This is a genomic window from Alloiococcus sp. CFN-8 (genome assembly GCF_049943125.1).
GTDB lineage: Bacteria > Bacillota > Clostridia > Clostridiales > Clostridiaceae > JAEXZL01.
Genome location: NZ_CP188040.1, coordinates 907,147 through 933,541, shown reverse-complemented (window position 1 = coordinate 933,541; position 26,395 = coordinate 907,147). Strand labels below are relative to the sequence as shown.

Annotated in this window: 19 protein-coding genes; 18 read left to right on the top strand and 1 reads right to left on the bottom strand. The window is 38.6% G+C overall.

The window, feature by feature from the left end; genetic code table 11:
- Nucleotides 1–4 precede the first annotated feature (4 nt).
- On the top strand, nucleotides 5–1,129 hold the full coding sequence (gene wecB, locus ACPWSR_RS04110; RefSeq protein WP_426350436.1) for a non-hydrolyzing UDP-N-acetylglucosamine 2-epimerase: 1,125 nt from the start codon (nucleotides 5–7) through the stop codon (nucleotides 1,127–1,129).
- Between the two features lie 160 nt (nucleotides 1,130–1,289).
- On the opposite strand, the gene ACPWSR_RS04105 is transcribed toward wecB, so the two are convergent.
- On the bottom strand, nucleotides 1,290–2,168 hold the full coding sequence (locus ACPWSR_RS04105) for a class II fructose-bisphosphate aldolase (protein WP_426350435.1): 879 nt from the start codon (nucleotides 2,166–2,168) through the stop codon (nucleotides 1,290–1,292).
- A gap of 232 nt (nucleotides 2,169–2,400) precedes the next feature.
- Here ACPWSR_RS04105 and ACPWSR_RS04100 point away from each other — a divergent pair, with 232 nt between their 5' ends.
- The 17 genes from ACPWSR_RS04100 (at nucleotide 2,401) to ACPWSR_RS04020 (ending at nucleotide 26,300) form a co-directional block, all read left to right on the top strand.
- Nucleotides 2,401–3,384, top strand: coding sequence for a sugar ABC transporter substrate-binding protein (locus ACPWSR_RS04100; protein WP_426350434.1), 984 nt, complete (start codon nucleotides 2,401–2,403; stop codon nucleotides 3,382–3,384).
- A gap of 110 nt (nucleotides 3,385–3,494) precedes the next feature.
- Nucleotides 3,495–4,979, top strand: a complete 1,485-nt coding sequence (locus ACPWSR_RS04095; protein ID WP_426350433.1) for a sugar ABC transporter ATP-binding protein — start codon at nucleotides 3,495–3,497, stop codon at nucleotides 4,977–4,979.
- A gap of 34 nt (nucleotides 4,980–5,013) precedes the next feature.
- The gene (locus ACPWSR_RS04090) at nucleotides 5,014–6,015 is read left to right on the top strand and encodes an ABC transporter permease (RefSeq protein WP_426350432.1); all 1,002 of its coding nucleotides are present in this window, start codon (nucleotides 5,014–5,016) and stop codon (nucleotides 6,013–6,015) included.
- A 69-nt stretch (nucleotides 6,016–6,084) separates the two neighbouring features.
- The gene (locus ACPWSR_RS04085) at nucleotides 6,085–7,050 is read left to right on the top strand and encodes a sugar ABC transporter substrate-binding protein (protein ID WP_426350431.1); all 966 of its coding nucleotides are present in this window, start codon (nucleotides 6,085–6,087) and stop codon (nucleotides 7,048–7,050) included.
- 5 nt (nucleotides 7,051–7,055) lie between these two features.
- Nucleotides 7,056–8,375: a sensor histidine kinase gene (locus ACPWSR_RS04080; protein ID WP_426350430.1), complete on the top strand. Its 1,320-nt coding sequence runs from the start codon at nucleotides 7,056–7,058 to the stop codon at nucleotides 8,373–8,375.
- A gap of 4 nt (nucleotides 8,376–8,379) precedes the next feature.
- Complete coding sequence (locus ACPWSR_RS04075) at nucleotides 8,380–9,057, top strand: response regulator (RefSeq protein ID WP_426350429.1); 678 nt, start codon at nucleotides 8,380–8,382, stop codon at nucleotides 9,055–9,057.
- The gene (locus ACPWSR_RS04070; protein ID WP_426350428.1) at nucleotides 9,054–10,367 is read left to right on the top strand and encodes an ABC transporter substrate-binding protein; all 1,314 of its coding nucleotides are present in this window, start codon (nucleotides 9,054–9,056) and stop codon (nucleotides 10,365–10,367) included. The genes ACPWSR_RS04075 and ACPWSR_RS04070 overlap by 4 nt, the downstream gene beginning before the upstream one ends.
- Before the next feature lie 18 nt (nucleotides 10,368–10,385).
- Complete coding sequence (locus ACPWSR_RS04065; protein WP_426350427.1) at nucleotides 10,386–11,099, top strand: D-lyxose/D-mannose family sugar isomerase; 714 nt, start codon at nucleotides 10,386–10,388, stop codon at nucleotides 11,097–11,099.
- Nucleotides 11,096–12,106 carry a carbohydrate kinase family protein gene (locus ACPWSR_RS04060; protein WP_426350426.1) on the top strand — a complete coding sequence of 337 codons (1,011 nt, stop codon included), beginning with the start codon at nucleotides 11,096–11,098 and terminating at the stop codon, nucleotides 12,104–12,106. Before ACPWSR_RS04065 ends, ACPWSR_RS04060 begins: the two co-directional genes overlap by 4 nt.
- A 75-nt stretch (nucleotides 12,107–12,181) precedes the next feature.
- The gene (locus tag ACPWSR_RS04055; protein WP_426350425.1) at nucleotides 12,182–13,855 is read left to right on the top strand and encodes a ribulokinase; all 1,674 of its coding nucleotides are present in this window, start codon (nucleotides 12,182–12,184) and stop codon (nucleotides 13,853–13,855) included.
- A gap of 51 nt (nucleotides 13,856–13,906) precedes the next feature.
- A complete protein-coding gene (locus ACPWSR_RS04050; protein WP_426350424.1) occupies nucleotides 13,907–14,596 on the top strand; it encodes an L-ribulose-5-phosphate 4-epimerase in 690 nt (229 codons plus the stop codon).
- Nucleotides 14,597–14,631: 35 nt separating this feature from the next.
- A complete protein-coding gene (locus ACPWSR_RS04045) occupies nucleotides 14,632–15,993 on the top strand; it encodes a hypothetical protein (protein WP_426350423.1) in 1,362 nt (453 codons plus the stop codon).
- Between the two features lie 639 nt (nucleotides 15,994–16,632).
- Nucleotides 16,633–17,697, top strand: coding sequence for an FHA domain-containing protein (locus ACPWSR_RS04040; RefSeq protein WP_426350422.1), 1,065 nt, complete (start codon nucleotides 16,633–16,635; stop codon nucleotides 17,695–17,697).
- A complete protein-coding gene (locus ACPWSR_RS04035) occupies nucleotides 17,672–18,475 on the top strand; it encodes a PP2C family protein-serine/threonine phosphatase (RefSeq protein WP_426350421.1) in 804 nt (267 codons plus the stop codon). Before ACPWSR_RS04040 ends, ACPWSR_RS04035 begins: the two co-directional genes overlap by 26 nt.
- A gap of 10 nt (nucleotides 18,476–18,485) precedes the next feature.
- The gene (locus ACPWSR_RS04030; RefSeq protein ID WP_426350420.1) at nucleotides 18,486–20,183 is read left to right on the top strand and encodes a serine/threonine protein kinase; all 1,698 of its coding nucleotides are present in this window, start codon (nucleotides 18,486–18,488) and stop codon (nucleotides 20,181–20,183) included.
- A 2-nt stretch (nucleotides 20,184–20,185) separates the two neighbouring features.
- Entirely contained in the window at nucleotides 20,186–20,683 is a 498-nt protein-coding gene (locus ACPWSR_RS04025; RefSeq protein WP_426350419.1) for a hypothetical protein, read from the top strand.
- Between the two features lie 25 nt (nucleotides 20,684–20,708).
- Nucleotides 20,709–26,300, top strand: a complete 5,592-nt coding sequence (locus tag ACPWSR_RS04020) for a carboxypeptidase-like regulatory domain-containing protein (RefSeq protein ID WP_426350418.1) — start codon at nucleotides 20,709–20,711, stop codon at nucleotides 26,298–26,300.
- Nucleotides 26,301–26,395: the final 95 nt, after the last annotated feature.

Below are 26,395 nucleotides of genomic sequence, written 5' to 3'. Positions count from 1 at the left end.
ATATATGAAGAAGTTAAAGGTTATGACAGTTGTTGGAACAAGACCTGAGATAATACGACTTTCCGCTGTTATAAGCAAGTTAGAAGAATCTCAAGCAATAGAGCATATCCTTGTTCATACAGGACAGAATTATGATTATGAATTAAATGAGGTTTTTTTTAAAGATTTTAATCTGAGAAAACCTGATTATTTTCTTAATGCAGCTACAGGCACCGCTATCGAGACCATAGGAAATATTCTTATCAAGATAGACCCGATAATGGCAGAGGTTAAGCCAGACGCGTTTTTAGTGCTTGGAGATACAAATAGTTGTTTATGTGCTATAGCTGCAAAAAGAAGACAAATCCCTATATTCCATATGGAGGCAGGTAACAGATGCTTCGATCAGAGAGTTCCAGAGGAAACTAACAGGAAGATTGTTGATCATACAGCTGATATTAACCTCACTTATAGTGATATAGCAAGAGAATATCTTTTAAGAGAAGGTTACCCTTCTGATAGAATAATTAAAACAGGAAGTCCGATGTTTGAGGTTCTAAATTCAAGAAAAGAAGACATTGAGAATTCTGATGTACTTGAGAGAATAGGGTTAGAAGATGGTAAATATTTTGTAGTATCTGCTCACAGAGAAGAAAATATAAATTCAGAGATAAACTTCCTAGATTTAGTTGATACTCTAAACTCTGTAGCAGAAAAGTATAATATGCCTGTAATAGTAAGTACACATCCTAGAACTAGGAAGATGATTGAATTAAAAGGGATAGAGTTTAATCAACTAATAAGAATTCTAAAACCTTTAGGATTTAATGATTATAATAAACTTCAAACCAAAGCAAAGGCAGTTCTTAGTGATAGTGGAACTATCAGTGAAGAATCTTCTATTTTACATTTTAAGGCTCTCAATATAAGACAAGCTCACGAGAGACCTGAGGCTATGGAAGAAGCTTCAGTGATGATGGTTGGACTGAAGAAGGACAGAATACTTCAGGGTCTAGAGATACTAGAAACGCAGGATAAAGGTACATTAAGGCTGGTAGGAGACTATAGTATGCCTAATGTATCTGAAAAGGTTCTTAGAATAATACTATCATATACTGATTATGTTAATAGAGTTGTTTGGCAAAAATAGTTTTACATTGGAATACTAATGTGAAATAAGTTTGAAAAAAGGACTTTATACTAAATACCCTAGTATAAATATAATTAAAAACAAAAGAGATAAGATTAGATCTAATTTTTCAGAGCATGAGGTGAAGAGTAGATGATCAAATACCATATCTCTTTTTTTATTATTTCCCGTAAAAAACCCTCATCGCCTTCCTAACATTTTCCTTCATCCCTCTTATACCTTCTATTGAAAGATCATGAAAGAAAATCTTATCCTCAGGACCGTGGCTGTTTATATATTCAGCTACCTTTTCTGCTCCAGCTAGTGCCATGTAAGTATAATAGTTGATTTTAGTTATACCGTTATTTATTGCAGTTCTGAAGTCTTCGTCAGAAACTCCTGAGCCTCCATGCATCACAAAGGGGATGTCTATCTTTTCTTTGATTTTAGTTATCCTATCTAGATCCAGTACTGGCTTCTGCAGATAAATGCCATGAGCGGTACCGAAGGATATTGCTAGGGCATCCACACCGGTTTCTTCTACAAATATTTTTGCCTGCTCAGGATTAGTATAGCAGTCATCAGTACTGGCATAATCTGAAAGGGATACTGCTCCCTTCCCTTCACCAGCACCCACAGAAGAGGAAAGCATGTGGCCCAGCTCTGCTTCTACGGAAACCCCAAGGGAATGGGCAATCTTTACTATTTCTTTAGTTTCTTCAATGTTAACCTCAAAGGGTTTAGTGGAGGCATCATACATTATGGAGGTGAAGCCAAGCTTCATGGCCTTCATGCAGAGAGAAAAGCTGGAGCCATGATCTAAGTGTACCACCACAGGAACGGAAGCCTTTCTTGCCTGGTCCAGCATTATGGGACCGATTATATCAAGAGGGATTAAATCATTATGAACCTCTGCATGCTGAATTATCACAGGAACCTGCTCCTCCTCTGCCGCCTGCATAACAGCCAGTAGTGATTCCAGATTCGGTGCATTAAAGGCGCCTACAGCATATTTCTTTTCCCTGGCCTCTTTTAGAATCTCCTTTAAAGTTACTAACATATACTCACACCTCTCCTATTAGGAATTATTTACTCAGATTGTATCAAATGGAAATGTATAGGTCAATAAATTATGCACCTATGCTATATATTAGGTACAAATGTAATATAAAAGCCTAAAAAATCATATTATTTATATGACAAATGTAACAGGAAAACAATTACATTTTACAGCTGTAATGTAAACGTATAACTAATATAATTGACTTAAATAATCCTAAGGAGGTATTAAAGTGAAGAAAAAATTATTTAGTCTATTACTTGGTTTCATCCTTATTGTAGGTGTACTTAGTGGCTGTAGCACTGAAGGTCCTGATAGTGACGGCGGTGATAAGGGTCAATTAGGAGAAAGACCTAAGGATGGCTATACCTTTGGATATACCTGTATGGATGGGACTAACCCTTTCTTTGTAATCCTAGAAAAAACTATTAGAGAAGCAGTAGAAGCTAAGGGGGACAAGCTTATATCGGCGGATCCAGCAAATGATGTTTCTCTACAAATAACACAGATAGAAGATATGATAACTCAAGGAATAGACGCCATATTCCTTAACCCAGCAGAAGCAGAGGGTATATTACCTGCCCTTGATATGCTTAAGGATGCTGGAATACCTATAATAAACTTCGATACGGAGGTTGCTGACCTTTCCTATGCAGCAGCTTATGTAGGCTCAGACAATTACAATGCAGGTCTTGTATGTGGTGAAGATCTAGTAAAGAAGGTTCCCGGTGGTGGAAAGATTATAGTTTTAGACTCCCCAACCATGAACTCAGTTACTGACAGAACCAATGGCTTCTTAGATGCTATAAAGGGTAAGGGCTTTGATGTAGTTGCACAGCAGGATGCAAAGGGTAACCTAGAGGTTTCTATGGGAATAGCTGAAGACTTACTTCAAGCAAATGATGACGTAGTTGCTATATTTGGTGGTAATGACCCTACAGCTCTTGGTGCTTTAGCTGCTGCCAATGCTGCAGGACTTAAGGATGTCCTTATCTATGGAGTAGATGGTTCCCCAGACATTAAGAAGGAGATTGCTTCAGGCAACTCTTTGATAGAAGGAAGTGGTGCTCAATCACCTATTAATATCGCAAAGATTTCCGCAGAGGTTATGTACAAGTATTTTGATGGTGAAACCCTGGAAGATAGATATCCAGTAGAAACCTTCCTAATAACCTCAGATAACGTATCAGAATACGGAACTGATAGCTGGCAATAGGATAAGGGCAGCTCTTTAAAGTACTCTTTTATTGAAAGAGAATAAGGAGCTGCCTTATTTAATTTATACATCCAATAATAGGATATTTGCAGAGGCAGGTGATATATTAAATGGAGACACAAGCATTGCTTAATATGAAGAATACTTCTAAAACCTTTCCTGGAGTCAATGCTCTGGATGGGGTGGATTATGAGCTCCGCTATGGTGAGGTTCATGCGATTTTAGGAGAAAACGGCGCAGGGAAATCCACCTTGATCAAGGTCTTAGGTGGAATATATACCTCCGATGGAGGAGAGATATTTATTGATGGAAAACCAGTGGAAATTAAGAATGTTGAGGATGCACAAAAAAGTGGAATCTCAATAATCCACCAAGAGCTAGTACTAGTTCCCCACATGACCGTAGCAGAAAATATCTTTTTGGGAAAGGAGCCAATAAAAGGGCACCTGGTAATGAAAAATAGAATGTATCAAGCGGCTCAGAAGCTTCTAGATGACTATCATATAGATGTCAGTGCCCACGCCTTAGTGAGAAACCTGACAATAGCACAGCAACAGATGGTAGAAATAGTTAAGGCTATATCCTACAACTCTAAAATACTGGTTATGGATGAGCCGACCTCCTCCATATCCGATAAGGAGGTTGCCTTCCTCTTCGATACCATAAGGAGCCTTACAAAGAAAGGTGTAGGAATAATATATATTTCCCACAAGATGAGTGAGCTAGAAGAAATATGTGATAGGGTAACGGTATTGAGGGATGGTAAATATATAGGGACAAAGGTTGTTAAGGAAACCACCAAGGATGAGCTCATTAAAATGATGGTAGGACGAGAACTAGAAAAGTATTATACCAGAGACTATTTAACTCCAGGAGAGGTAGTCCTTATCTGTGAAAATATATCCGATGGGAAGAAGGTTCAGGGAGCCTCCTTTAATCTTAGAAGAGGAGAGATTATAGGCTTTGCAGGCCTTGTAGGAGCTGGTCGCACAGAGCTTATGAAATGCATCTTTGGACTTACCCCTGATTACAGTGGTGATATATATATCAATGGAAAGAAGATAAGGATAAGCAGTCCTTCCATAGCTATAAAAAATGGAATTGCTTTAGTCCCTGAGGATAGGAAGGGCGAAGGCTTATACATGGCTCAGAGTGTTAGATATAACTCCACCATAGAGGTTCTATCAAAATTTATAAAAGGTATATTTGTGCATAAGAAAAAAGAAGAGAATATAACAAAAGAATATATTGATCTCATGAGAACTAAAACTCCTTCACAAAAGCAGCTAGTAAGCAAGCTATCTGGTGGTAATCAGCAGAAGGTTATGATAGGAAGATGGCTGGCTACAGATCCCACCATACTAATATTAGACGAACCCACTAGAGGTGTAGATGTGGGAGCGAAATCAGAAATATACTCTATCATGAACAGGCTTGTAAAGGAAGGAGTATCAATAATAATGATTTCTTCTGAGTTGCCAGAAATAATTAATATGAGTGATAGGGTTTATGCCATGTGTCAGGGAAGGGTTGTTGGGTGCTTAAGCCATGAGGAAGCAACTCAAGAGAGAATTATGCAGCTAGCAGCTAAGTGATATTAGAGGCTTATAGAAATAAGGAGGAATATAAATGGCGCAGATAACAGTAAACAAAAAAAGCCCCTTAGGCTTAATAAAAAATGGCGTGCTTCAATGGATTAAGGATAATCTAGGGATAATTGTGGCACTCTTTATCCTTTGTCTTTTTCTTTCTCTAAATCCAGCGACGAAGGCTTCCTTTTTAACCACAAAAAATGTATTCAATGTACTTAGACAAATATCCTCTAACCTATTTTTAGCCTGTGGCATGACAATGGTAATAATTCTTGGGGGTATTGACCTATCCGTAGGCTCAATAATAGCCCTATCAGGCTGTATTGCTGCAGGAGGAGTTGTAAGATATAATCTGCCTCTACCCGTGGCCTTAATCATGGGTTTGATGGTGGGACTTATAGCCGGCATGTTCAACGGTGCCGTTATATCTAAAACAAAAATCCCAGCCTTCATAGTAACCCTAGCAACAATGAATATAGCCAAGGGCTTTGCCTATGTATATACAGGAGGCTCTCCCGTGAGAGTAGTTACTAAGGAATGGCAATTTCTTGGAGCTGGTTATATTGGTAATATTCCTACTCCAGTAATTATATTACTTATAGTTCTTATAATTACAGGCTTAATTATGAATAAAACCAAGATAGGAAGACATATTTATGCTGTGGGTGGTAATGCTCAGGCAGCTGTATTTTCAGGGATTAGAGTAGCCAAGGTTAAGTTCTTTGTCCATGCTTACTCTGGACTCATGGCAGGCCTCGCTGGAATAATTCTAGCCTCTAGAATGTACTCAGGACAGCCAACTGCTGGGGAAGGGGCAGAAATGGATGCCATTGCTGCAGTAGTTGTAGGTGGAACCAGTATGGCCGGTGGCTCTGGAAGAATTGGAGGAACAATAATCGGAGGACTTATCATTGGAGTGCTAAATAATGGATTGAACCTCCTCAATGTAAATTCCTTCTGGCAGTATGTAGTAAAAGGTACTGTGATCCTCCTGGCTGTATTTATAGATTTCATAAAGAATAGAAGAGCAACGGAATAGAATAACTACAGCAGATATGATAAAATAATTATAATATTTTGAAATTATAGAAAATAAAGGAGAGAATATATGAAGTATTCAAGTAAGAGAATAGACTTTCTAATTGCTGTAGCTCTTCAGTTAATTTTTCTTCTTTTTCTATTTTTAATATTATATAGGGGCGATTGGCTCATAAAGGATAAACCCATAAAATTTGGAGCAACCTATATGACCATGAATAATCCATATTTTAAGGTCCTAAATGAAGGTATAAAGGAAGTTGTTGAATCCAATGGAGATATACTGATAACAAGAGATCCAGCCCAGGATCAAGAAAAGCAAAACAGCCAAATCCTCGAAATGCTTGAGGAGGGGGTGGAAGCGATTTTCTTGAATCCCGTGGATTGGAAGGCAGTGGAGCCAGCACTAAAAGCCTGCTATGAGGCAGAGGTACCAGTATTTAATATAGATACCTTGGTATATGACTACAGCTATGTAGTATCAGTAATAATCTCTGATAATTATAATGCAGGAGTACAATGCGCCAGAGACATGATGGCTAATTTGTCACAGGGGAATATTGTTATCTTAGATGAACCAGATATTTATTCCATATCTGAAAGGATAAAAGGCTTTAAGGATACCATAAAAGGTAATCCAAGCTTTAAGGTTGTGGCTCAAAAACCAGCTTCAGGAGAGCTGGAGGTAGCCATGGAGGTTATGGATGAGATTATTTCCTCTGAAATAGATTTTAATGTGGTTATGGGTGGTAACGATCCAACGGCCATAGGTGCATTGGCAGCATTAGAATCTCACCATATGAGTAGTAATATTCTCATTTATGGAGTTGACGGTTCCCCCGATGGAAAAATGATGCTGAGAGATGGCTATCTAGCGGGGACAAGCAGTCAATATCCCGGTAAAATTGGAAGGATTGCTGCCGATGTTGCTTATAAACACATCAATGGAGAAGAGATAGAGGAATATATTGAGGTGCCGGTAACCTTCATAACCAGGGATAATTTAAGTGCCTTTGATATTAATGGATGGGAGTAATTAGCTTGCTACAGGATAAGAATAATTCGCTAAAGCTTTTAAAGATACTTATAATAAATATAAATTTTATAGCTATATTTTTCATAACTATATTTATTTATATAACTACCAATAGAATCACTGAAGGATTTATGGCTAGAGAATTTATTAATAAGGTTAGTGCTTTGCCTGGAAATCCATCTAAGATTCTGATTCAATCGGGACTGCTATTTCTCCTGCTTATAATATCCTTTATACTTAGAGAATTTATTTTTACTAATAGCACAAAGGTTTTGTACAGTACCGTAATCGTAGATTTTCTCTGTAGTATATGGATAATATATTTATTAAATTTTAATTATAATGGGATATTATTTTTAGTTATGGCAAATGTAATAACCTATACTAAGGGAAATCGATGGAGATATCTGTTGATGGTATTTACTCTTATCTGTATTCTCATTGCCGATTATGATCTAATCTCTATGAGCTTTAGGCTTTATTCCTTAGAGGATTATTTTAGCATTTATGATTCACTATCTCAGCAATATCTAAAAGGCTTTTATAATATTGTTTCATCAGTTAATATTGCAGTGTTTATTTTATACTGTATTACCTTGATTCAGAGCCAGAGAGGTACCATACATGAGGTTCAGGCTCTCTATGATAAATTGACTATATCTAATGAAGAATTACAAATAGCCAATGAACAGCTGAAGCAGTATTCTGCTATAACTGAAAAGATGGGTGAGACAAGAGAAAGAAATAGATTAGCTCGAGAAATACACGATACCTTAGGACATACCCTAACAGGGATTGCTGCTGGAATAGATGCCTGCATCACCATAGTGGATAAGTCCCCGGAGGACACAAAAAAACAGCTGGAGATTATTTCTGAGGTAACCAGGCAGGGAATAAAGGATGTTAGACGTTCAGTAAACAAGCTAAGACCCGATGCCCTTGAAAGATTATCCCTTGAATCAGCTATAAATAACATGATAAGAGAGATTGAAGCTGTTGCTGGTGCTCATATAGTATTCAACTGGGAATCAAATAGATTTAAGTTTGGTCCTGATGAAGAGGATACGATTTATAGGATAATTCAGGAGAGTCTAACAAATGCAATCAGGCATGGGAAGGCCACGGAGATATGGGTGCAAATTAGTGAGAAGGATGAAGAGATAACCCTCATAATAAAGGATAATGGCATTGGCTGCAAGACTATTAAGAAGGGCTTTGGTATAAGACATATAGCAGAGAGAGTAGAGCTCTTGAAGGGCAGAGTGTGGTTTGAAGGGTCAAAGGGTTTTACTGTTACAGCAAAAATACCTATAAGGCAGGGGTGAAGCTATGATTAAGGTTCTGATTGCTGATGATCAAGAATTGATTCGTCAGAGTCTGCAGATTGTTTTGGGTTCAAGAGAAAATATATCTATTTCAGGAGCTGCAGCTAATGGTATAGAAGCCTTTAATTTAGTTGCTAAGTATATGCCTGATGTGGTCTTAATGGATATCCGAATGCCTAAGATGGATGGTGTCCAATGCACTAAAAAAATCAAGGAGCTGTATCCAGAGGTTAAAATCATTATACTCACAACCTTTGATGATGATGAATACGTATACTCAGCCCTTAAGTATGGTGCTAGTGGTTATCTCTTAAAGGGGGTTTCCATGGATGAGCTTGTGGAAGCTATATATACCGTTTACAGTGGCAAGGCAATGATAAATCCTGATATTGCTACTAAGGTATTAAAGCTTTTTTCAAAGATGGCTAAGCTGGATTTTACCATAGAGGTTTTCAATAAAGGGATAGAGCAGCTTACTAAAACAGAATGGCGAATCATAGAACAGGTGGAGCTGGGCTATTCCAATAAGGAAATAGCAGATATTTTATCCTTTTCTGAAGGCACAGTAAGAAATTATCTAAGTACTATTTTGAGCAAGCTTAACCTAAGAGATAGAACTCAGCTGGCTATATGGGCAATCCAAAGGGGAGTAACCAGAATGGACCTTAAGGAGCAGCTATGATTAAAAAAATAATTAAGATAAGTGCTCTGATAGCTATGTTTATCATTATTGTTTATGTCTCCGTTAACTATTACTCTGATAAAAAGACTACAGCCTTAGAAATTGGAATATTTGTAGGGAGTAATTGGGAGGTAGCTAATGCTAACAGCTATGTGATAATAGATAAGGCCATAGGAATCTTTGAGAAGGAACACAAGAATGTCAAGGTTAGCTACTACAGTGGAATCCTAAAGGAGGATTATTCTGAATGGCTTTCTAGAAAGCTTTTGTTAGGAGAAGAGCCCGATGTGTTCATGGTTTTGTCCGATGACTTTAATCAGCTAGTTAATCTAGGGGCTTTAAAGAACATAGATGAGCTTATTGAAAAGGATGACTCCTTTCATAAGGAAAGGTTCTATGCAACTACCCTTCACACAGGGGAACATAAAGGAGTACAGTATGCCCTTCCTTACGAAACAGTGCCAACCTTAATGTTTGTAAATAAGACCCTTCTTTCTAAGGAAGGAATTGATATTCCTAAAAGTGATTGGAGCTGGGAGGATTTCTATTCTATTTGTGAAAGGGTAACTAAGGATTTAGATGGTGATGGAACCCTAGACCAGTTTGGCATGTATAACTATGATTGGCTTGATGCAGTGTATACAAGCGGAGGGATATTATTTGATGAAAGAAATATGAGAATAAACATAGCCCATGACAGCGTCATTGAGTCCGTAAGGCTTGTACAGAAGCTTAATACCCTCAATAAGGATCAAAAGGTAACTCAAGAGGACTTTGATAGTGGAAGAGTAGCCTTCATGCCTTTACCCTTTTCTGATTATAGAACCTATAAAACCTATCCCTATAAAATAAAAAAGTACATGAATTTTCAATGGGAATGTATAACTCTCCCAGCGGCCAAGGGCTATAATAATGTATCTGAGGTTAATACCCTTCTCATGGGAATAAGCAATAGAAGTGATGAGGAGGAGCTTGCCTGGGAGTTCTTAAAGCTATTAACCTATAATGAAGAAATACAGATGGATATATTTAGATATTCCCAAGGAGCCTCTGTATTAAAGGCAGTGACCGATTCTAAGGAAGCAGAGAACATCCTTCAAGAATACATGGAGGAAAGTGAAAAGGTAATAGATAATGAGCTTCTTAGCAAAATAATCGAAGAGGGTACTGCAGTTCCTAAGCTATTTAAATATGAAGAGGTTATTTCTTTAGCCACCAGTGAAATACAGGGTATTATCGAAAAGGATAAAAATATTGAGAGCACCCTAAAGATACTTCAAAGAAAGGTTAATAAGTATCTCAGTCAGTAGAAGTCATTAGCTTAAATAATGGAAAGGATTGATTTTATGAGGAGGTCAGAAATAAATAAGCTTATTGAGGAAGCTATTGAGTTTATGAAGAAAGCTTCCTTCCAGCTTCCACCCTTTGCCTTTTGGACTCCAGAAGCTTGGATGGACAGAAATAGTGAATATGATGAGCTTAGAGAAAATGGATTAGGTTGGGATATAACGGATTTTGGAAGCGGTGATTTTTATAAGGAAGGGCTTCTGTTATTTACTTTGAGGAATGGAAATCCCTCATTAAAAGATAACAGAAAAACCTATGCAGAAAAAATTATGCTCGTTAGAGAAAATCAGATTACTCCCTATCACTTTCATTGGAATAAGCTTGAGGACATTATAAATCGAGGTGGTGGAAACCTGATGATTAAATTATATAATTCCACAGCCCATGGAAAGCTTGCAACTACAGAGATAGAGATTAACACCGATGGAAGAAGGTATTTTGCTCCTGCGGGCACAGTTATAAGACTTAAGCCTGGAGAGAGCATAACCCTTCTTCAAGGTCAGTACCATTCCTTTTGGGGTGAAAAGGGCTATGGTCAAGTTCTCGTAGGTGAGGTATCTCAGTGCAATGATGATAACAAGGACAATAGATTTTTAGAAGACAAGCCACGCTTTCCTGAAATAACTGAAGATACAGCTGCGAGGTTTTTATTAGTAAATGAATACCCTAAGGCTGCAGCAGGTGAGGTCTTATGAAGAGAGGTATATCCATAGCCGGAACCATGACAGTTGATTACTATAAGGTAGTTGAGGAGTATCCCAAGAAGGGGATGCTTTCTTATATAAAAAAGGTAAGTAGAAGCGTTGGTGGCTGTGTACCTAACACCATAATTAATCTGGCAAAGATTGATAAAGCACTACCCCTCTATGCTATAGGTGGTATAGGGGAGGATGAAAATGGCGAATATCTGTTAAAAGCCTTAGAAGAGTATAATATAGCAACCAGCGGAATAGTTAAATATCCTCATATGGCTACAGCCTTCACTGATGCCATGATGGAGGAAAAGTCAAGGGAAAGGACTTTTTTCTTTTCAAGAGGAGTAAGTGATGGCTTCTCTTATGAGGATATAGATATAGCTTCAATCAAAGGAGATATATTTCACTTAGGCTATGCCTTTTTAATGGCTCCCTTTGATAGAGAGGACAATGAATTTGGCACTGTCATGGCAAAATTGTTAAAAGAAGTCCAGGGCAGAGGGATTAAGACTTCTATAGATTTAGTAAGTGTGGACAATACTCGCTACAGTGAGCTTGTTAGTTATAGCTTAAAATACTGTAACTATTTTATAGTTAATGAAATAGAAGCAGGGAAAACTGCTGGCATAGAACCGTTTAACGAAAATGGAGAGATAGATAAAGATAAGATAAGAATAATATCTAAAAGAATAATTGATCTAGGAGTAAAGGATCTGGTAGTTATTCATAGTCCACAAGGAGCCTGGGCACTGGATTCGAAGGGCAGCTTCTATGAAGCAGAAGCTCTATGCCTTCCTAAGGGATATATAAAGGGGTCTGTAGGAGCTGGAGATGCTTTTTGTGCTGGAATGCTATATTCCATATATAAGGAGCTTCCCGTTCAGGATGGGTTAAAGCTAGCTTGCGCAGCAGCTGCAGCAAGTCTTGGGGAGGAGGACTCAATTTCTGGGATGGTGAGCTATGAAGAACTAGTGGATGGTGACAGGCACATGAGTTATGAGTTATGAAGGGCTAGTGGAGCTTATTAATAAATATAACGCTAAAGCAGTAGCAGATTGATATTACGAAGGGATGGGAGATTTATGAGGAGTAAATATTCTATTGGAGTAGATTATGGAACTCAATCGGGAAGAGCGGTTTTAGTAGAGGTTACTACAGGAAAAATTGTAGCCCAAGCTGTAAAGGAATACACTCATGGTGTTATGGATAGGGCACTTCCCGATGGAGCACCCTTAAACCACGATTGGGCATTGCAGCATCCCTTAGATTATATAGAGGTGCTGGAAGAGACGATACCTGCGGTTATAAAAAGCTCAGGAGTAGATAATGAACAGATAATAGGCATAGCCATAGATTTTACTGCCTGCACCATGCTTCCAGTAGATGATAAAGGAACCCCTTTATGTCTTAAAGAGGAGCTTAAAGGTAATCCACATTCCTGGATTAAGCTTTGGAAGCATCATGCCGCTCAGTATGAGGCTAATAAGCTAAACAAAATTGCAGAGGAGAGAGGGGAAGAATTCCTTAAACGGTATGGAGGTAAGATTTCCTCTGAATGGATGTTTCCAAAAATAATGCAGATCTTAGATGAAGCTCCAGAAGTTTATCAGGAGGCCTCAGGCTTTATGGAGGCTACTGATTGGGTTACACTGCAGCTTTGTGGCTTAGAAAAAAGAAATAGCTGTACTGCAGGCTACAAGGCTATGTGGCATAAGGAGAAGGGCTATCCCTCTAAGGAATTCTTTAAAGCCTTAGATCCAAGGCTTGAGAATGTAGTAGAGGAAAAGCTTTCTGGTGAAATCTATTCTCTTGGGCAGAAGGCTGGAGAGCTTACGGAGGAGATGGCAAAAAGAACAGGTTTACTTCCCGGCACTGCTGTGGGAATCGGAAATGTAGATGCTCATGTATCCCTACCTGCTGTAGGGATTACGGAGCCTGGTAAGATGTTGATGATTATCGGTACCTCTACCTGTGACATCCTCCTGGGTGAGGAAGAAAAAATAGTATCAGGTATGTGTGGTGTGGTCGAGGATGGAGTCCTTCCAGGCTTTTATGGCTATGAAGCGGGACAATCCTGCGTGGGAGATCATTTTCAGTGGCTGGTGGAGAACTGTATACCTTCCTATGCCTATGAGGAGGCAAAAGAAAGAGTAATTGGTATCCATGAATATCTTACAGAGGAAGCCTCTAAGCTTAGGCCTGGAGAAAGTGGGCTTCTAGCCTTAGATTGGTGGAATGGAAATCGCTCTGTGTTGGTGGATGTGGACCTAACAGGAATGCTTATAGGCTTAACACTAGCTACTAAGCCTCAGGAGATTTATAGAGCTCTAATTGAAGGAATAGCCTATGGACAAAACAGAATTATTGAAGCTTTTGAAGAATCAGGGGTACCAGTAAATGAGCTCTATGCCTGTGGAGGAATTGCCTCTAAGAATAAGCTGATGATGCAGATATATTCTGATGTTACCAATAAGCCTATAAAAATCTCTGCATCAGATCAGACGCCAGCTCTTGGCGCAGCCATGTTTGGAGCTGTTGCAGCGGGTAAGGAAAAGGGTGGCTATGATACAATTTTTGAGGCAGCCAAGGCTATGGGTAAGGTAAAGGAGGAGTTCTATACCCCTATACCGGAAAATGTTGAGGTTTATAAAAAGCTATATGAGGAATATAAAATACTTCATGACTATTTCGGCACTGGTGAAAATGATGTTATGAAGCGTTTGAAGGCTATAAAGCTTCAAGCTAAGAAAAGGTAGTTAATGCTTTTTATTACTGAGAACTAAAAGACAAATTTATTGGGAGGCGTTATGGTAAAGGAATTAAAGGAGCAGGTTTATTGTGCTAACATGGAGCTAGTTCATAAAAATATGGTGATATATACCTGGGGTAACGTCAGTGGAATAGACAGGGATAAGGGCCTGGTTGTTATAAAACCCAGCGGCGTTGCTTATGAGGACTTAAGTCCAGAAAAGATGGTGGTTATTGATCTTCAGGGTAAGATAATTGAAGGAAGTCTTAAGCCATCGTCAGATACTGCTACACATCTAGCTCTTTATAAGGAATACCCTTCTATTGGAGGCATAGTTCACACTCATTCTGTTTATGGAGTCACCTTTGCTCAAGCAGGCTTAGATATCCCTCCATTAGGTACAACCCATGCAGACTATTTTTACGGAAGCATCCCCTGTACCAGGGATTTGACCGAGGAGGAAATAGAGGAGGATTATGAGCTAAATACCGGCAAGGTAATTATTGAAACCCTAGGAAATAAGGATATCTTAGAGGTTCCAGGAATTGTAGTTAAAAACCACGGCCCATTTGCCTGGGGAACGAGTCCTGGGAATGCTGTTTACAATGGAGTGGTTCTGGAGAAGATTGCTGAGATGGCCTATAGAACTCTTACCCTAAACTCCAAAGCTACTCCAGCACCGCAGTATTTACTGGACAAACACTACTTTAGAAAGCACGGGGCTGGGGCTTATTATGGGCAGAAGTAAGTTATATATAAATTAATTAGCTATTTGGAGGTTTTATGGCTACTGAAAATAAAATTTTTATTATTGTTGATGAAGATAATAGTAAAATGTTCCCTTTTACAGAAACCCTGAAGTGCTTAATCCCCGTTGGTAACAGCTGTACCTTGGCTTTGCTCCTTGCATCTCTTCGCAGCCTCTATGATGGAGAAATCATAATCATTGGTGATGATATGGTAGGCCTAAAGAATATTACCAATAGCTATCAGGCAAGGTGGTTGAATAAAGAGGAAAATTATTTAAGACAGATACATAGTGAAGCAGAGGAATGTACAGCTATAGCAGTAATTAATGGTGAGGTGCTTCTTGATGAGAAGGATTTGAAGGATGTTATAGATAATATGGGTAGAGGGGCTAGTGCCATGTTGGTGAAGAGCTATGATTCACAAACCCGTTCTATTGATACTGTAGGAGTTCACATCCATGAAGATTCAAATTTAATTGATAATGTCTATGCCCACCCGAGAGCTCACTATGTCAATGGATATTACTGTGGTGCCTCTGTACTTTCCTCTATAGGAATCTCAATGCTTTCAGAGACCGATAGAGGATATCATAATATTAACTGTGGGCAGATGCCTGATAATAAATACTATTTAGAGGAGACCCTACAGAAGGCTATCGAAGTGGGGGAGATGATAACACCTATATACAGTGGTGGTGCCTTGAAAATAGAATTCCCATGGCAGATTGCTGAGGTCAATGAAGGCTTTACAGAGAGATTAGCTTTGATGGCTAAGGATGAGCTTCACGAAGCTGCTATTGTAGATGACAGCTGTATAGTGAAGGGGTTCTTAAGGATTGGAAAGAACTCTATCATTAGAGATAGAGTGATTATTGAAGGAAACTGCTGGATTGGAGAGAATGTGCTTATAGAGAAAGGGGCAATCATTGGTAAAAACTGCATCATAAATGATGGCTCCAAGGTGCAGTATAATTGTAAAATCAATGATAATACCGTCATAGGAACAAATAATAAAATTGGCTTCAATGCCGAAATCACCGGGGTTACCTTTGATGGAGTCTGTGCTGTCCATGGCTGCGAAGTCTACAGTATAATTGGCCGCAAGGTAGATATTGCTGCAGGGGTACAGACGGCAGTATTACGCTTTGATGACGCCTATACCACTCAAAATGTTAAGGGGAAGAAATACACAAGTCCCTACTGTAGCTTCATATGTATAGGAGATTACTGCAGAACAGGGGTTAACAATGTATTTTTACCAGGAGTTAAAGTAGGAAGTCGCAGTGCCCTAGGTCCCTGTCTTATGGTTGATAAGGATATACCTGCAAACTCATTGCTTCTGGTGAAGCAGGAAACCATCACAAAAGAGTGGGGAAGCCATAAATATGGTTGGTAAATGAATTTAATAAATCCAAGTAATATAAGAAAACACCTTCATCTAAATACAGGTATAGCCTGTGGATGAAGGTGTTTTCTATGAAAGGAAAATTGGTGACAGGCACATGAGTTATGACTTATTTTATTAGGAAAATAAAATTATTATAAAATAACTTATGGGACATCTTGACTAATAAGACACTAATCTTATTGGTCAAGATGTTATTTTTTTATTAATAACTTCCATCCAAAGAATCAAGCCTTAATATTAACTTAATAATTCTAACTCATATTTTTATAATAAAAATGTAAATAAAGTATTAATTTCTCTACATTTTAACTATTTTGTTATCAAATCCATCAAAGTTTATGTAAAAATTTGCTTGTACATATAATAATTGCTATATATAATTAATATATACTATTAATTAATAATTACTTTCAATAACTCGCTTATCAATAGACATAATTACGGATGGATTGAATCCATGACTAGCTTGATTTTAGAAATTACTTGATAAGTAAATTTTCTTTTAGAGGTTTTTTAGAATTATTATTCTATGACAGCTAGCATGTGCTCACAGGATCGCATCCATTTACAGGACGGATGCGATTTTTTTATAAAATTTATTAGTACTATACTTTAGAGGTGTAAAACATGGCAAAGCTTAAGGTAACAAAAAAAGGCAGTCAGGTTATTGTGGAGAGCAGATTAGCTAGGGGAGAAGAAATAAATGACAGAGAGGTAGCGGTGTTTTCCTCAAAGCTTTTAAGAGGGCTTATGAGACCTGAGGTAAGGAATAAGAAAAAGCTTGTATATACTGCTCTTGAGGTAATGGATTTAAAGGATTATTTGAAATCAGGACTGAATAAGGAGGACTTCTTTTTATTGCTAGCTCAGATAGTAGAGGCAGTGAAGAGGGTTAATTATAATAGCCTGTATATAAATAACCTGGTGCTGGATTTGAGATATGTTTTTATAAATAAAACCACCAGGGAACTTTTCTTTATCTATCAGCCATTAATAAGCAGAATTGCAGCTAATGACATCTTTGCATTTATATCCGATATATTGTATTCCACAGTTTTTCATCTGGAGGTGGATACCTCCTTTGTAGCAGAGATAATAGCTATTTTGAAGGGCATGAACACCTTTATCCCAGGAGAGCTAGAAGCCTATATAACAAAGGCGTGTCCCTCAGTTTATAAGCTACTACCAAAACAAGCTTCCGGTAAAAGCGGTTTCATAACTAACGATCCTCTAGAATATGAGAAGCATTATAATGGAAGTCACTTTCAGGAAAGCAATGGCGATGAAGGGACAACCTTACTGGATTTTGATGAAGGAACAACCCTGCTTGAGGAAGAGGAAGGGACCACTCTTTTAACAGAGGATTATGGAACGGTTTTATTGGAGGAGGAAGAGGTAGTTTACCCTTATCTCATCAGAATTCAGAATGATGAAAAAATTGTTATAGACAGAGAGAGCTTCAAGATAGGCAAGGATAGGAATCTAGTGGATTACTGTGTAGATGATAACAAGGCTGTTAGCAGAAGTCATGCTCACATCCTATCTAAAAATGGTGGATATTTTGTATATGATAATAATTCCACCAACAAGACCTATATAGATGAAGAAATAGTACCAGCCTTTAGTGAGGTGCCAATATACTCTGGATCGCGATTAAGACTGGGTAATGAAGAATTCGATTTTTTTCTGTGAGGTTGACATTATGAAATTTACTGCTTTAGTTGAAACAGATGTGGGAAATACAAAAAAGACCAATCAAGATAGCTCTCTGATAAAGATAGCCACAACACCAATGGGCAAGGATATTTTATTAGCTGTCCTCTGTGATGGCATGGGAGGACTTCAAAAAGGGGAGCTGGCCAGTGCTACAGCCGTTAGGTATTTTGAAAGGTGGTTTTATAAGGAGCTTCCCTACCAGCTGAAGAACCTTAATTGGGAAGGTCTATCAGAGTCCTGGAAGAGGCTCATTGAAAATTTAAACACCCTTATACTCCGCTATGGAGAAAAAAATAAAATCACCCTAGGTACAACCCTCACAGCCTTTCTCTCCATTGATGATAGCTATATGATAGCCCATGTGGGAGACTCAAGAGCCTATAGGCTTCATAATGATTTGAAGCAGCTCACTGAGGATCACACCTATGTAGCTAGGGAAGTGAAGCGAGGGAATATGACCTACCAGGAGGCGAAGAGAAGCCCCAGAAGAAATGTGCTTCTTCAGTGCATAGGTGCTTCTAAGAGGGTAGTACCAGAGCTGATTTTTGGGAAGCTTCAGTGTGGCTCAAACTACCTCCTCTGCTCCGATGGCTTCAGAAATGAGATAAGCCCTGAGGAAATTTTCCAGCACCTAAAGCCTGGGGAAGGGATAACCAGGGAGGATAGTAAAAGTCATTTAAAGCATCTGATAAATACTGCTAAAGAGAGAAAAGAAAGAGATAACCTCACAGCAATATTGATTAAAGTAGAATGAAGGTGAGAATTTGACTTCTATAGGCTCAGCCATTGATAAGAAGTATGAAATATTAAAGAAAATAGGACAGGGTGGAATGTCTGTGGTTTATCTGGCCATGGACAAAAGGCTTAATAAGCAGTGGGCTATTAAGGAGATAAAAAAGGAAGGCAGTGGAAGAAATAATGAGATTATAGTTCAGAGCCTTCTGGCTGAGGCGAATCTCATGAAGAAGCTGGATCATCCTTCTCTCCCTAGAATCGTGGATATTATAGACACCGGTGAAACTATATATGTAGTTATGGACTATATAGAAGGAGAGCCCTTAGACCGCATTGTCAATGAATATGGTGCACAGCCTCAGGAAAGGGTTATTGATTGGGCAAAGCAGCTCTGCGATGTGCTTCAATATCTTCATTCACAGAAGCCACCAATAATATATAGAGATATGAAGCCTGCTAATGTGATGCTGAAGCCTGAAGGAAACCTTAAGGTAATTGACTTCGGTATAGCCAGGGAGTTCAAGGAGGAAAACCTAGCAGACACCGTCAGCCTTGGAACCAAGGGCTATGCTGCTCCAGAGCAGTTTGGAGGTAAGGGTCAGACGGACGCCAGAACAGATATATATTGCTTAGGGGTAACCCTCTACCATCTGGTAACGGGGCAGAATCCCAGTGAGCCACCCTATGAGCTCTATCCTATAAGGCAGTGGAATCCTAATCTTTCCGGTGGTCTTGAGAGGATAATTCAAAAATGTACTCAGTTAAACCCAGAGGATAGGTACCAGAGCTGTGCAGAGCTTCTGTATGATTTAGAGCATTATGAAAAGGTGGATGATGAATACAAAAGGAAGCAGAAGGGAAAGCTTAAAGCCTTTATAATATCCTCTTCCTTATGTCTCTTGATGCTTATCACTGGATTTACTGGAAGATTCCTTGCTGCTAAGGAGAAGGGCGACAACTATGACAATAAGATAAATATCTCCGCTTCAACAGAATATGAAACGAAGATAAATACCTATAAGGAAGCTATAAATTTAATAGGCAGTGATCCCAGAGCCTATCATAAGCTTTTGGAGGCCTATAAGGCTAACAATACCTTTGGTGATCAGGAAAGCAATGAATTTACAGCCTTATATAATTCCAATAAGAGTGCTTTTTCCACCCCAGATATTGAGAACTTAAATATAAAGTATGACATAGGAACTACCTATTTTTATCTCTATTCTGGAGGAGACAATTCCTTTAGAAGCAGGATATTAAAGGCTTACCCATATTTTTTAGATATATATGAAGCAGATAATGAAGACTTTGAATTTAATTCTATGGCGGAAAGCTACTATATTATAGGAAGCTTCTACTCTCAGTATGTGGTGAATTCCACCAGCGTAAAGGAGCCTACTAAGGAAGCATATGAAGTTCTATTGGAGTCACTTATTGTATGCATGGAAAATGTTGAGGATTATGACTATGATGACGCAGCTTATATAAAGCTCATAATGTATCAGGAAATAATGAATCTTTTAAATGATCATAGAAGGGGCTTTGCTTTAACAGGAGTGGAGCAAGCTGAGGTGGAGAGTGTACTCTCTAAAGCCTATGAGGAAGCCGAAGCCTTATTTGTTACTCAGACCACTTCTATGGAGCTTCAAGAAAATATCAAGGCTATTTATCCAGGATATATGGAAGCCTTAGAACGTTCTTATATCAATGCCGAGGAAAGGAGATAGCCATGGAAAGAACCTACGAAACAATTGCTACCATCTCTTTTGCCTTAGCACTATTATTTTTTGTTATATCGTTAATTTTCTTTTTAAGATTTGATATATGGAGAATCATAGGTGAGCTTTCTGGAAGAACAGCTAAGAAGTCTATAGAAAGAATTAAAGCCTCCGGTGAAGCCGCCAGCGGAAAAAATCAGGCGGGCCTTCAGTTATTTTTCTCTAAGGGAAGGATAAGTGAAGCCTTGGGTAATTTAGGAGCTAATAAAAAAGCTAAAGGAAGCGCTAAGGAGACCCCAGCCAATAAGGAGGCTGTTTATACAGGCGGAACAAATATCACCGAGGATTTACCTGATGAATATTCTACAGAAATTCTACAGGAAACCTTAGAGGAGGAGAGCGTAGGTACAGAGCTACTGAATCCAGAAAAAGAGTCTGCTAGGCTACCGGTAGAAATCAAGGTTATAGAGGAAGTAACTATTATCCATACAAAGGATGTTATCAAGTAACAATAAACTTCCAAGGGGGATGACGATGAAGGTTAGGAAAATAAAGTTTGCTAAGAGAGGTATTTCTATATTTTTAGTAATGATATTTGTGGCAAGCCTAGTAATTAATGATCTTGCTCCAATAATGGCAGGGGCAGAGGAGCTTATTGATTCCTTTACCGTGGTGGTTAAGGGTGATAGCACTCAAGGTGCTGAGGTTACCTTTGCCCATAAGAATAATGAAGAAAATATTATTTCTGAAGTGGTAAATGAAGATGGTAAGGCAGTATTTCAAAACCGTTTAAGTGCTGATGCTACCTATAGACTTCAGATTACAGGAATTATTGGATATCAAGACTACTCTGAAGAGGTAGATTTGAGCGGTTACACCGACAAAACCATGGAAATTAATCTGGTGCCCATGGAAAAAATATTTGTATCAGGCAAGGTTTTTGATGAAGAGGATAACCCTTTGAAGGATGTAGAGATAAAGTCACAGGGCTATTCAGAAGCAACTGCAGCTACTTCTTTAGATGGAAGCTTTTCCTTAGAGGTTTACAAGGGACAAGCTTATAGCTTAACAGCTTCCAAGACAGGCTATCAGCTTAAAAGTATTTTTTCAGGAGTTATTATTACAGAAGATAATAATGTAATAGCTGAGCCTATCCGTTTAATGAAAAATGTATTCACCATAACTATCAATGAAAGCAACCGTGGCAGAGTTCTTCGAGCTGACAATGTAGATATTGAGGATAATGAAATAATTCTTAGAGAAGGAGAATCCGTTGAGCTTTTAGTGGTGAATAATCCAGGCTTTAAGCTTATAGAAGTAAAGGTTAATGGGACAAAAGTAAATCCTAATGAAAATGGTAATTATCTTATATCTAATATAAAGGAAAACATTACTTTTGAAGCTTCCTTTAAGGATACAGTGTTGCCGGTTATTGAAGATATAGAGGTATCTAAAGAAAATTCCTGGGCTAAAGAGAAATTTATAACCTATGAAGTAAGGGATAATGATGAGGTTAAGGGAGTTTATTATTCCTATACCCTCTTTGAGAAAGCTAAAGCTTTAATAGATGACTTAGATAAAACTGCATGGAAGGCTGATTCTTCAATTAGAGTTAACAGGAAGGGAACTGTATATATTTATGCTTTAGATGCTGATGATAATATGAGCAGAGCAGAAGTGGCTGTAGATAAGATTGATACCACAGCACCAAAGATAGTAGATATGAAAAGAGAGGAAACTGGAAACAGGTGGTACCCAAGGGTGACCTTCAGCTTTAAGGTTGAGGAGGCAGAAAGTGGTATAGATAGGGTATATTATGCTTTAAGTGAGGATGCTGACTATGGTATTCCAATAGATATGGATGAGAACGGAGTATATAGCTTTAGGGTTAGAGAAAATCAAAAGTGGTATATCTTTGCTGTAGATAAGGCTGGAAATAAATATGTGACCTCAGAAACCACAGATAATATAGATGCAGAAGCTCCCACTATCACAGAGGTTCAGGCCTCGGAGGAGTGGAATGCTAGTAGGAATACCGTTACCTTCCAGGCTACTGATAATAGGAAGCTGACTAAGGTATATTATTCAGTCACAGATGAGTATGAGGAAGGATTAGAAGGTCTTATTGAGCTTGATGGCACTGATGGAAGATATTCCTTCCAAGTCACCGAAAATGGCGAGTATTATATATTTGCTGTGGATGAGGCTGGAAATGTGGGAAGAGCTTCTGTAGAGGTTGACCGTATAGATAATAAGCGTCCTGAAATAAAAAATGTAGAAAAGAGCACTAAAGGACAATGGGATAATGGAAGCGTGAACATTTATATCACTGCCGAGGATAGTCAATCGGGAGTTTCCAAGGTCTTTTATTCTACTAAATATCAGACCTATGAAGAAGCTGAGTCTAAGAATGGACTTATAGAAGCGGTATATGAAAATGGAAGGTACATAATAGAAGTACCGGATGAAGAATTCAATGGAAGCTACTATATCTGGGCAGTGGATCGTGTGGATAGAGTTTCTGCAGCCTCATCCATTGATATAAAGCTTGATAAAATTGCTCCTACAGACCTTAATCTGACTTATGTAGTGGATAAGGACAAGGGCTTCATTAAAGATATTCTTGATTTTCTTGGCTTAGGCTTTCTATTCAAGGATAAGATTTATATAACCATGGAAGCTAAGGATAATAGAGAAGCCTTTGATAGTGGTCTGGTTTATTATGAATATCAGATGGTTTCTGATGGGGATGAGCTCTCAGAGGATCACTGGGAAAAGGTTGAGTCTCAGGAGAATAAGGTAGAGGTAAAAATAGCTTATAGAGAGTTTCATGGAAGGATATACTTCAGAGCTTGGGATAAGGCTGGGAATAAAACAGAAGCTGTAACGGATAAGGATGGAACTACTATAATAATTGACAATGAAACAAGTCTTTTTGCTCCTACAGTAAGCATCAAGGACTATAAGGAAGGCGTTTGGACCAATAGACCCGTGGTAATAACCCTAGAGGGTGCAGCAACTCTTTCCGGTGTAGATTACTATGAATACAGGATTGAATATGCAGATCCTGCGAGGGGAGCAACTACCTGGACAAGGATGCCTGAAACCGATGGACTTCTTCCTCATGTAAGTGGAGGAACCATAGATAACCAGATTACTTTAAAGGAAGATTTCAATGGAAGGCTATACTTCCGTGCTGTCTCTAATAATTTAAATCCAAGCCCTGAAACTAAAGGCGCAGAGGTAAAGCTTCAAAGAACTCTTCCTGAGAATACTAAGCTGATCCTTCAAGAGCCTAATGGAACTAATGGCTGGTATGTGGGTAGCTATCCTTCAATAAAAATAGAAGAGCCTGCACAAGGAGAATATTTACCAGAGGTTACTGCTTACTACAAGCTTTGGAATGAAACAAAGGGTGAGAGAGAAGAAACCGCAGAGGAAATAACCTTTGATGGAGCTAACAATCCTGTTATTAATGAGGATGGAATTTATAAGCTCATGGTGTGGACTGTAGATGAGGCTGGAAACCCTTCCAGTGATAGCTCCCTGATATTAAAGGAAATAAAAGTGGACATCACAGCACCAGATAAGCTTGATATAAGGGTTTCGGATAAATCAATTCTCCCGGAGAACAGCAATAGTATTTCCTACAACCTGTTCTATGATAAGGAAATTAAGCTTATCCTTTCTGGGGATACTGATATAAGTGGCTTAAAGGCCTTAACCTATCAGAAGGTAAAGGGACCTCAGGATTATGATTTAGAAAAGGGAACATGGCACCCTTATGACCCAGAGGAGGGTGTAGTTATAGCACCTAATGACAGATTTGTTCTTTATCTTAAGGCTGAGGACATGGCTGGTAACATCACTATTGTGAACAGCGATGGTGTTATTGTGGATAACAAGCCACCTACTGGAGAAAATTATGCGCCAGAGATTATCATAACTCCAGAAGCAGCTAACAAAAATGGCTATCACAATAAGGATGTTAGGGTACAGCTTACTGCTATTGATCCTAAATATAGAGGTAGTATTCCTGATAGTGTAAATGGATATTATTCCGGACTTGCAGAGCTATCCTACAGGATAATATCAGAGGATAGGGTGACTAAGGAGGAAAGACTGGTGCTGGAAGGCAGCGGTGCTGAAATAATCAAGGATGAGACTGGTCTAATTCATAGCTTTAAGAGCTCTATTGTAATTAGCAGCCAGGAGAATAATAGTAATAAGGTTGTAGTAGAGGTTACTGCCATAGATAAGGCTGGTAATGTTACAGTTACTAGAACCCCTGTGGGAGCTATTAAAATAGACACCACTGCACCTAGGATTGATGTTTCTTACAATAACAACAGTGCAGATTCAGGAAGCTTCTTTAAAGAAGACCGAATCGCAACTATTACCATCACAGAACGTAATTTTAATAATAATGATGTGAAGCTGCAGATAACTAATAGCGATGGAGAAATCCCTTCAGTTACTACCTGGGAAAGGGTAGAAGGCACTGGTAATGAGGATAACACCATCCATAGGGCAACCCTAAGCTACAGGGTAGATGGAGACTATACCTTTACCATGGAATATACAGACCTGGCTGATAATAAAGCAAATGGTGTTAATTACTCACCGGGAACTATACATTCAGAAGAATTCACCATAGATAAAACCCTTCCAAAGGTTTCTGTAGCCTATGATAATAACGGTGTAAGGAATGGTAAGTTCTTTAATCAAGGAAGGACAGCCACCATCACCGTAGAGGAGCACAACTTCACTCCTGATAGGACTAGCTACACTGTTACTGCCATGAAGGATGGAGCTCCAATAAGTCCTCCTACCCTATCTGGCTGGAGTAGGAATGGAGATGTGTATACCGCAAGGCTAAGCTTCTCCCAGGATGGAGATTATACCTTTGACTTTAAGCTTTCAGATATGGCAGGAAATGAAGACCAGGGAGTTAATTATGGAGGTTCTGCAGCATCCCAAGATTTTGTATTAGATACCACCATCGAAGCCCCTATTATAAATGGTGTGGTAAATGGAAATGCCTATAAGGGTGAGGTAGTTCCAGAGATTCAAGTGTCTGATATTAACTTTGAAGGTTATAGATTATCCCTTCTTCGCACCAGAAGAGGAGAAATCAATGTAGATGTAACTCAGGACTTCTTAAAGGAGCTGAGCACTACTCCAAAGGGAGCCTCTGGAATCCATGATAGCTTCCAAGAAATTAAAGAAAATGATGGAATATATACCCTTACAGCTACGGTTATGGATAAGGCAGGAAATGAGGAAAGCACCACCGTAACCTTCTCCGTGAATAGGTTTGGATCTGTATATGTATATAATGATTATCTAGCAGAGCTTCAGGATGCTTATGTTCAGGAGGTAGACGCCTCATTAGTTATCACTGAATACAATCCTAACAAGCTTTTAGAAGGTTCTACAAGAGTAGAGATAACCCTAGATGGTAAGCCTTTAGAGGATATAGCTTATGAAATTTCTCCAGTGGTTAACAGCTCCGCTCCTATTGGAAGCAGTGGCTGGTACCAATATGATTATTCAATAGCTGCCTCTAATTTTGAAAAGGATGGAATCTATAAGGTAGTGGTTTCCTCAGAGGATGAGGCAGGAAATAAGCCTGAAAATATAAATGATGAAGAGGGAGAGGTACTCTTCAGAGTTGATACCACGGCTCCTGAAATAGCTAACATAAGAGGCCTTGATTCAAAATATCATAATGCAGAAGTCCTTGAGGTTGACTTTGATATCTTTGACTCTATTGGATTAAAGGAAGCTAGTGTATTTGTATCAGGAAAAGAGGTTGCAGTATTTAATAATTTTGAGAATCTAACAAGCTTTACTGGTACCTTTGAGATAGGTGAAGGTATGAATCAAGAGATAAAGATAGTGGTTGAGGACTTAGCGGGTAATGTTACGGATACCTCAGAGGAGGGCTTTAAGCCAGGCTTTGCTTTTGAAAATAATATAACCGTATCCACCAATGGCTTTATCAGGTTATATGCTAACAAGCCACTCTTCGGCTCCACGGTAGCAAGCGCTCTAGCTCTTATTGCAGGAGGAAGCTTCTATGTATTTAAGAGAAGGACTAAGTTTATAAAGCTAAATAAATAATATATTTTTCAGCCTTGCCCAGGGAGGATAGCCTCCTTCCTGGGCAGCTGAAGAATTATTTATCAGAATTTATATGAGGGGAAGGATAGAAATTG

Coding starts and splice junctions, on each gene's coding strand:
- ACPWSR_RS04085 (WP_426350431.1), top strand. CDS start 6,085: ATGAAGTATTCAAGTAAGAGAATAGACTTTCTAATTGCTGTAGCTCTT.
- ACPWSR_RS04070 (WP_426350428.1), top strand. CDS start 9,054: ATGATTAAAAAAATAATTAAGATAAGTGCTCTGATAGCTATGTTTATC.
- ACPWSR_RS04075 (WP_426350429.1), top strand. CDS start 8,380: ATGATTAAGGTTCTGATTGCTGATGATCAAGAATTGATTCGTCAGAGT.
- wecB (WP_426350436.1), top strand. CDS start 5: ATGAAGAAGTTAAAGGTTATGACAGTTGTTGGAACAAGACCTGAGATA.
- ACPWSR_RS04020 (WP_426350418.1), top strand. CDS start 20,709: ATGAAGGTTAGGAAAATAAAGTTTGCTAAGAGAGGTATTTCTATATTT.
- ACPWSR_RS04095 (WP_426350433.1), top strand. CDS start 3,495: ATGGAGACACAAGCATTGCTTAATATGAAGAATACTTCTAAAACCTTT.
- ACPWSR_RS04090 (WP_426350432.1), top strand. CDS start 5,014: ATGGCGCAGATAACAGTAAACAAAAAAAGCCCCTTAGGCTTAATAAAA.
- ACPWSR_RS04065 (WP_426350427.1), top strand. CDS start 10,386: ATGGAAAGGATTGATTTTATGAGGAGGTCAGAAATAAATAAGCTTATT.
- ACPWSR_RS04045 (WP_426350423.1), top strand. CDS start 14,632: ATGGCTACTGAAAATAAAATTTTTATTATTGTTGATGAAGATAATAGT.
- ACPWSR_RS04105 (WP_426350435.1), bottom strand. CDS start 2,168: ATGTTAGTAACTTTAAAGGAGATTCTAAAAGAGGCCAGGGAAAAGAAA.
- ACPWSR_RS04040 (WP_426350422.1), top strand. CDS start 16,633: ATGGCAAAGCTTAAGGTAACAAAAAAAGGCAGTCAGGTTATTGTGGAG.
- ACPWSR_RS04035 (WP_426350421.1), top strand. CDS start 17,672: ATGAAGAATTCGATTTTTTTCTGTGAGGTTGACATTATGAAATTTACT.
- ACPWSR_RS04050 (WP_426350424.1), top strand. CDS start 13,907: ATGGTAAAGGAATTAAAGGAGCAGGTTTATTGTGCTAACATGGAGCTA.
- ACPWSR_RS04025 (WP_426350419.1), top strand. CDS start 20,186: ATGGAAAGAACCTACGAAACAATTGCTACCATCTCTTTTGCCTTAGCA.
- ACPWSR_RS04055 (WP_426350425.1), top strand. CDS start 12,182: ATGAGGAGTAAATATTCTATTGGAGTAGATTATGGAACTCAATCGGGA.
- ACPWSR_RS04060 (WP_426350426.1), top strand. CDS start 11,096: ATGAAGAGAGGTATATCCATAGCCGGAACCATGACAGTTGATTACTAT.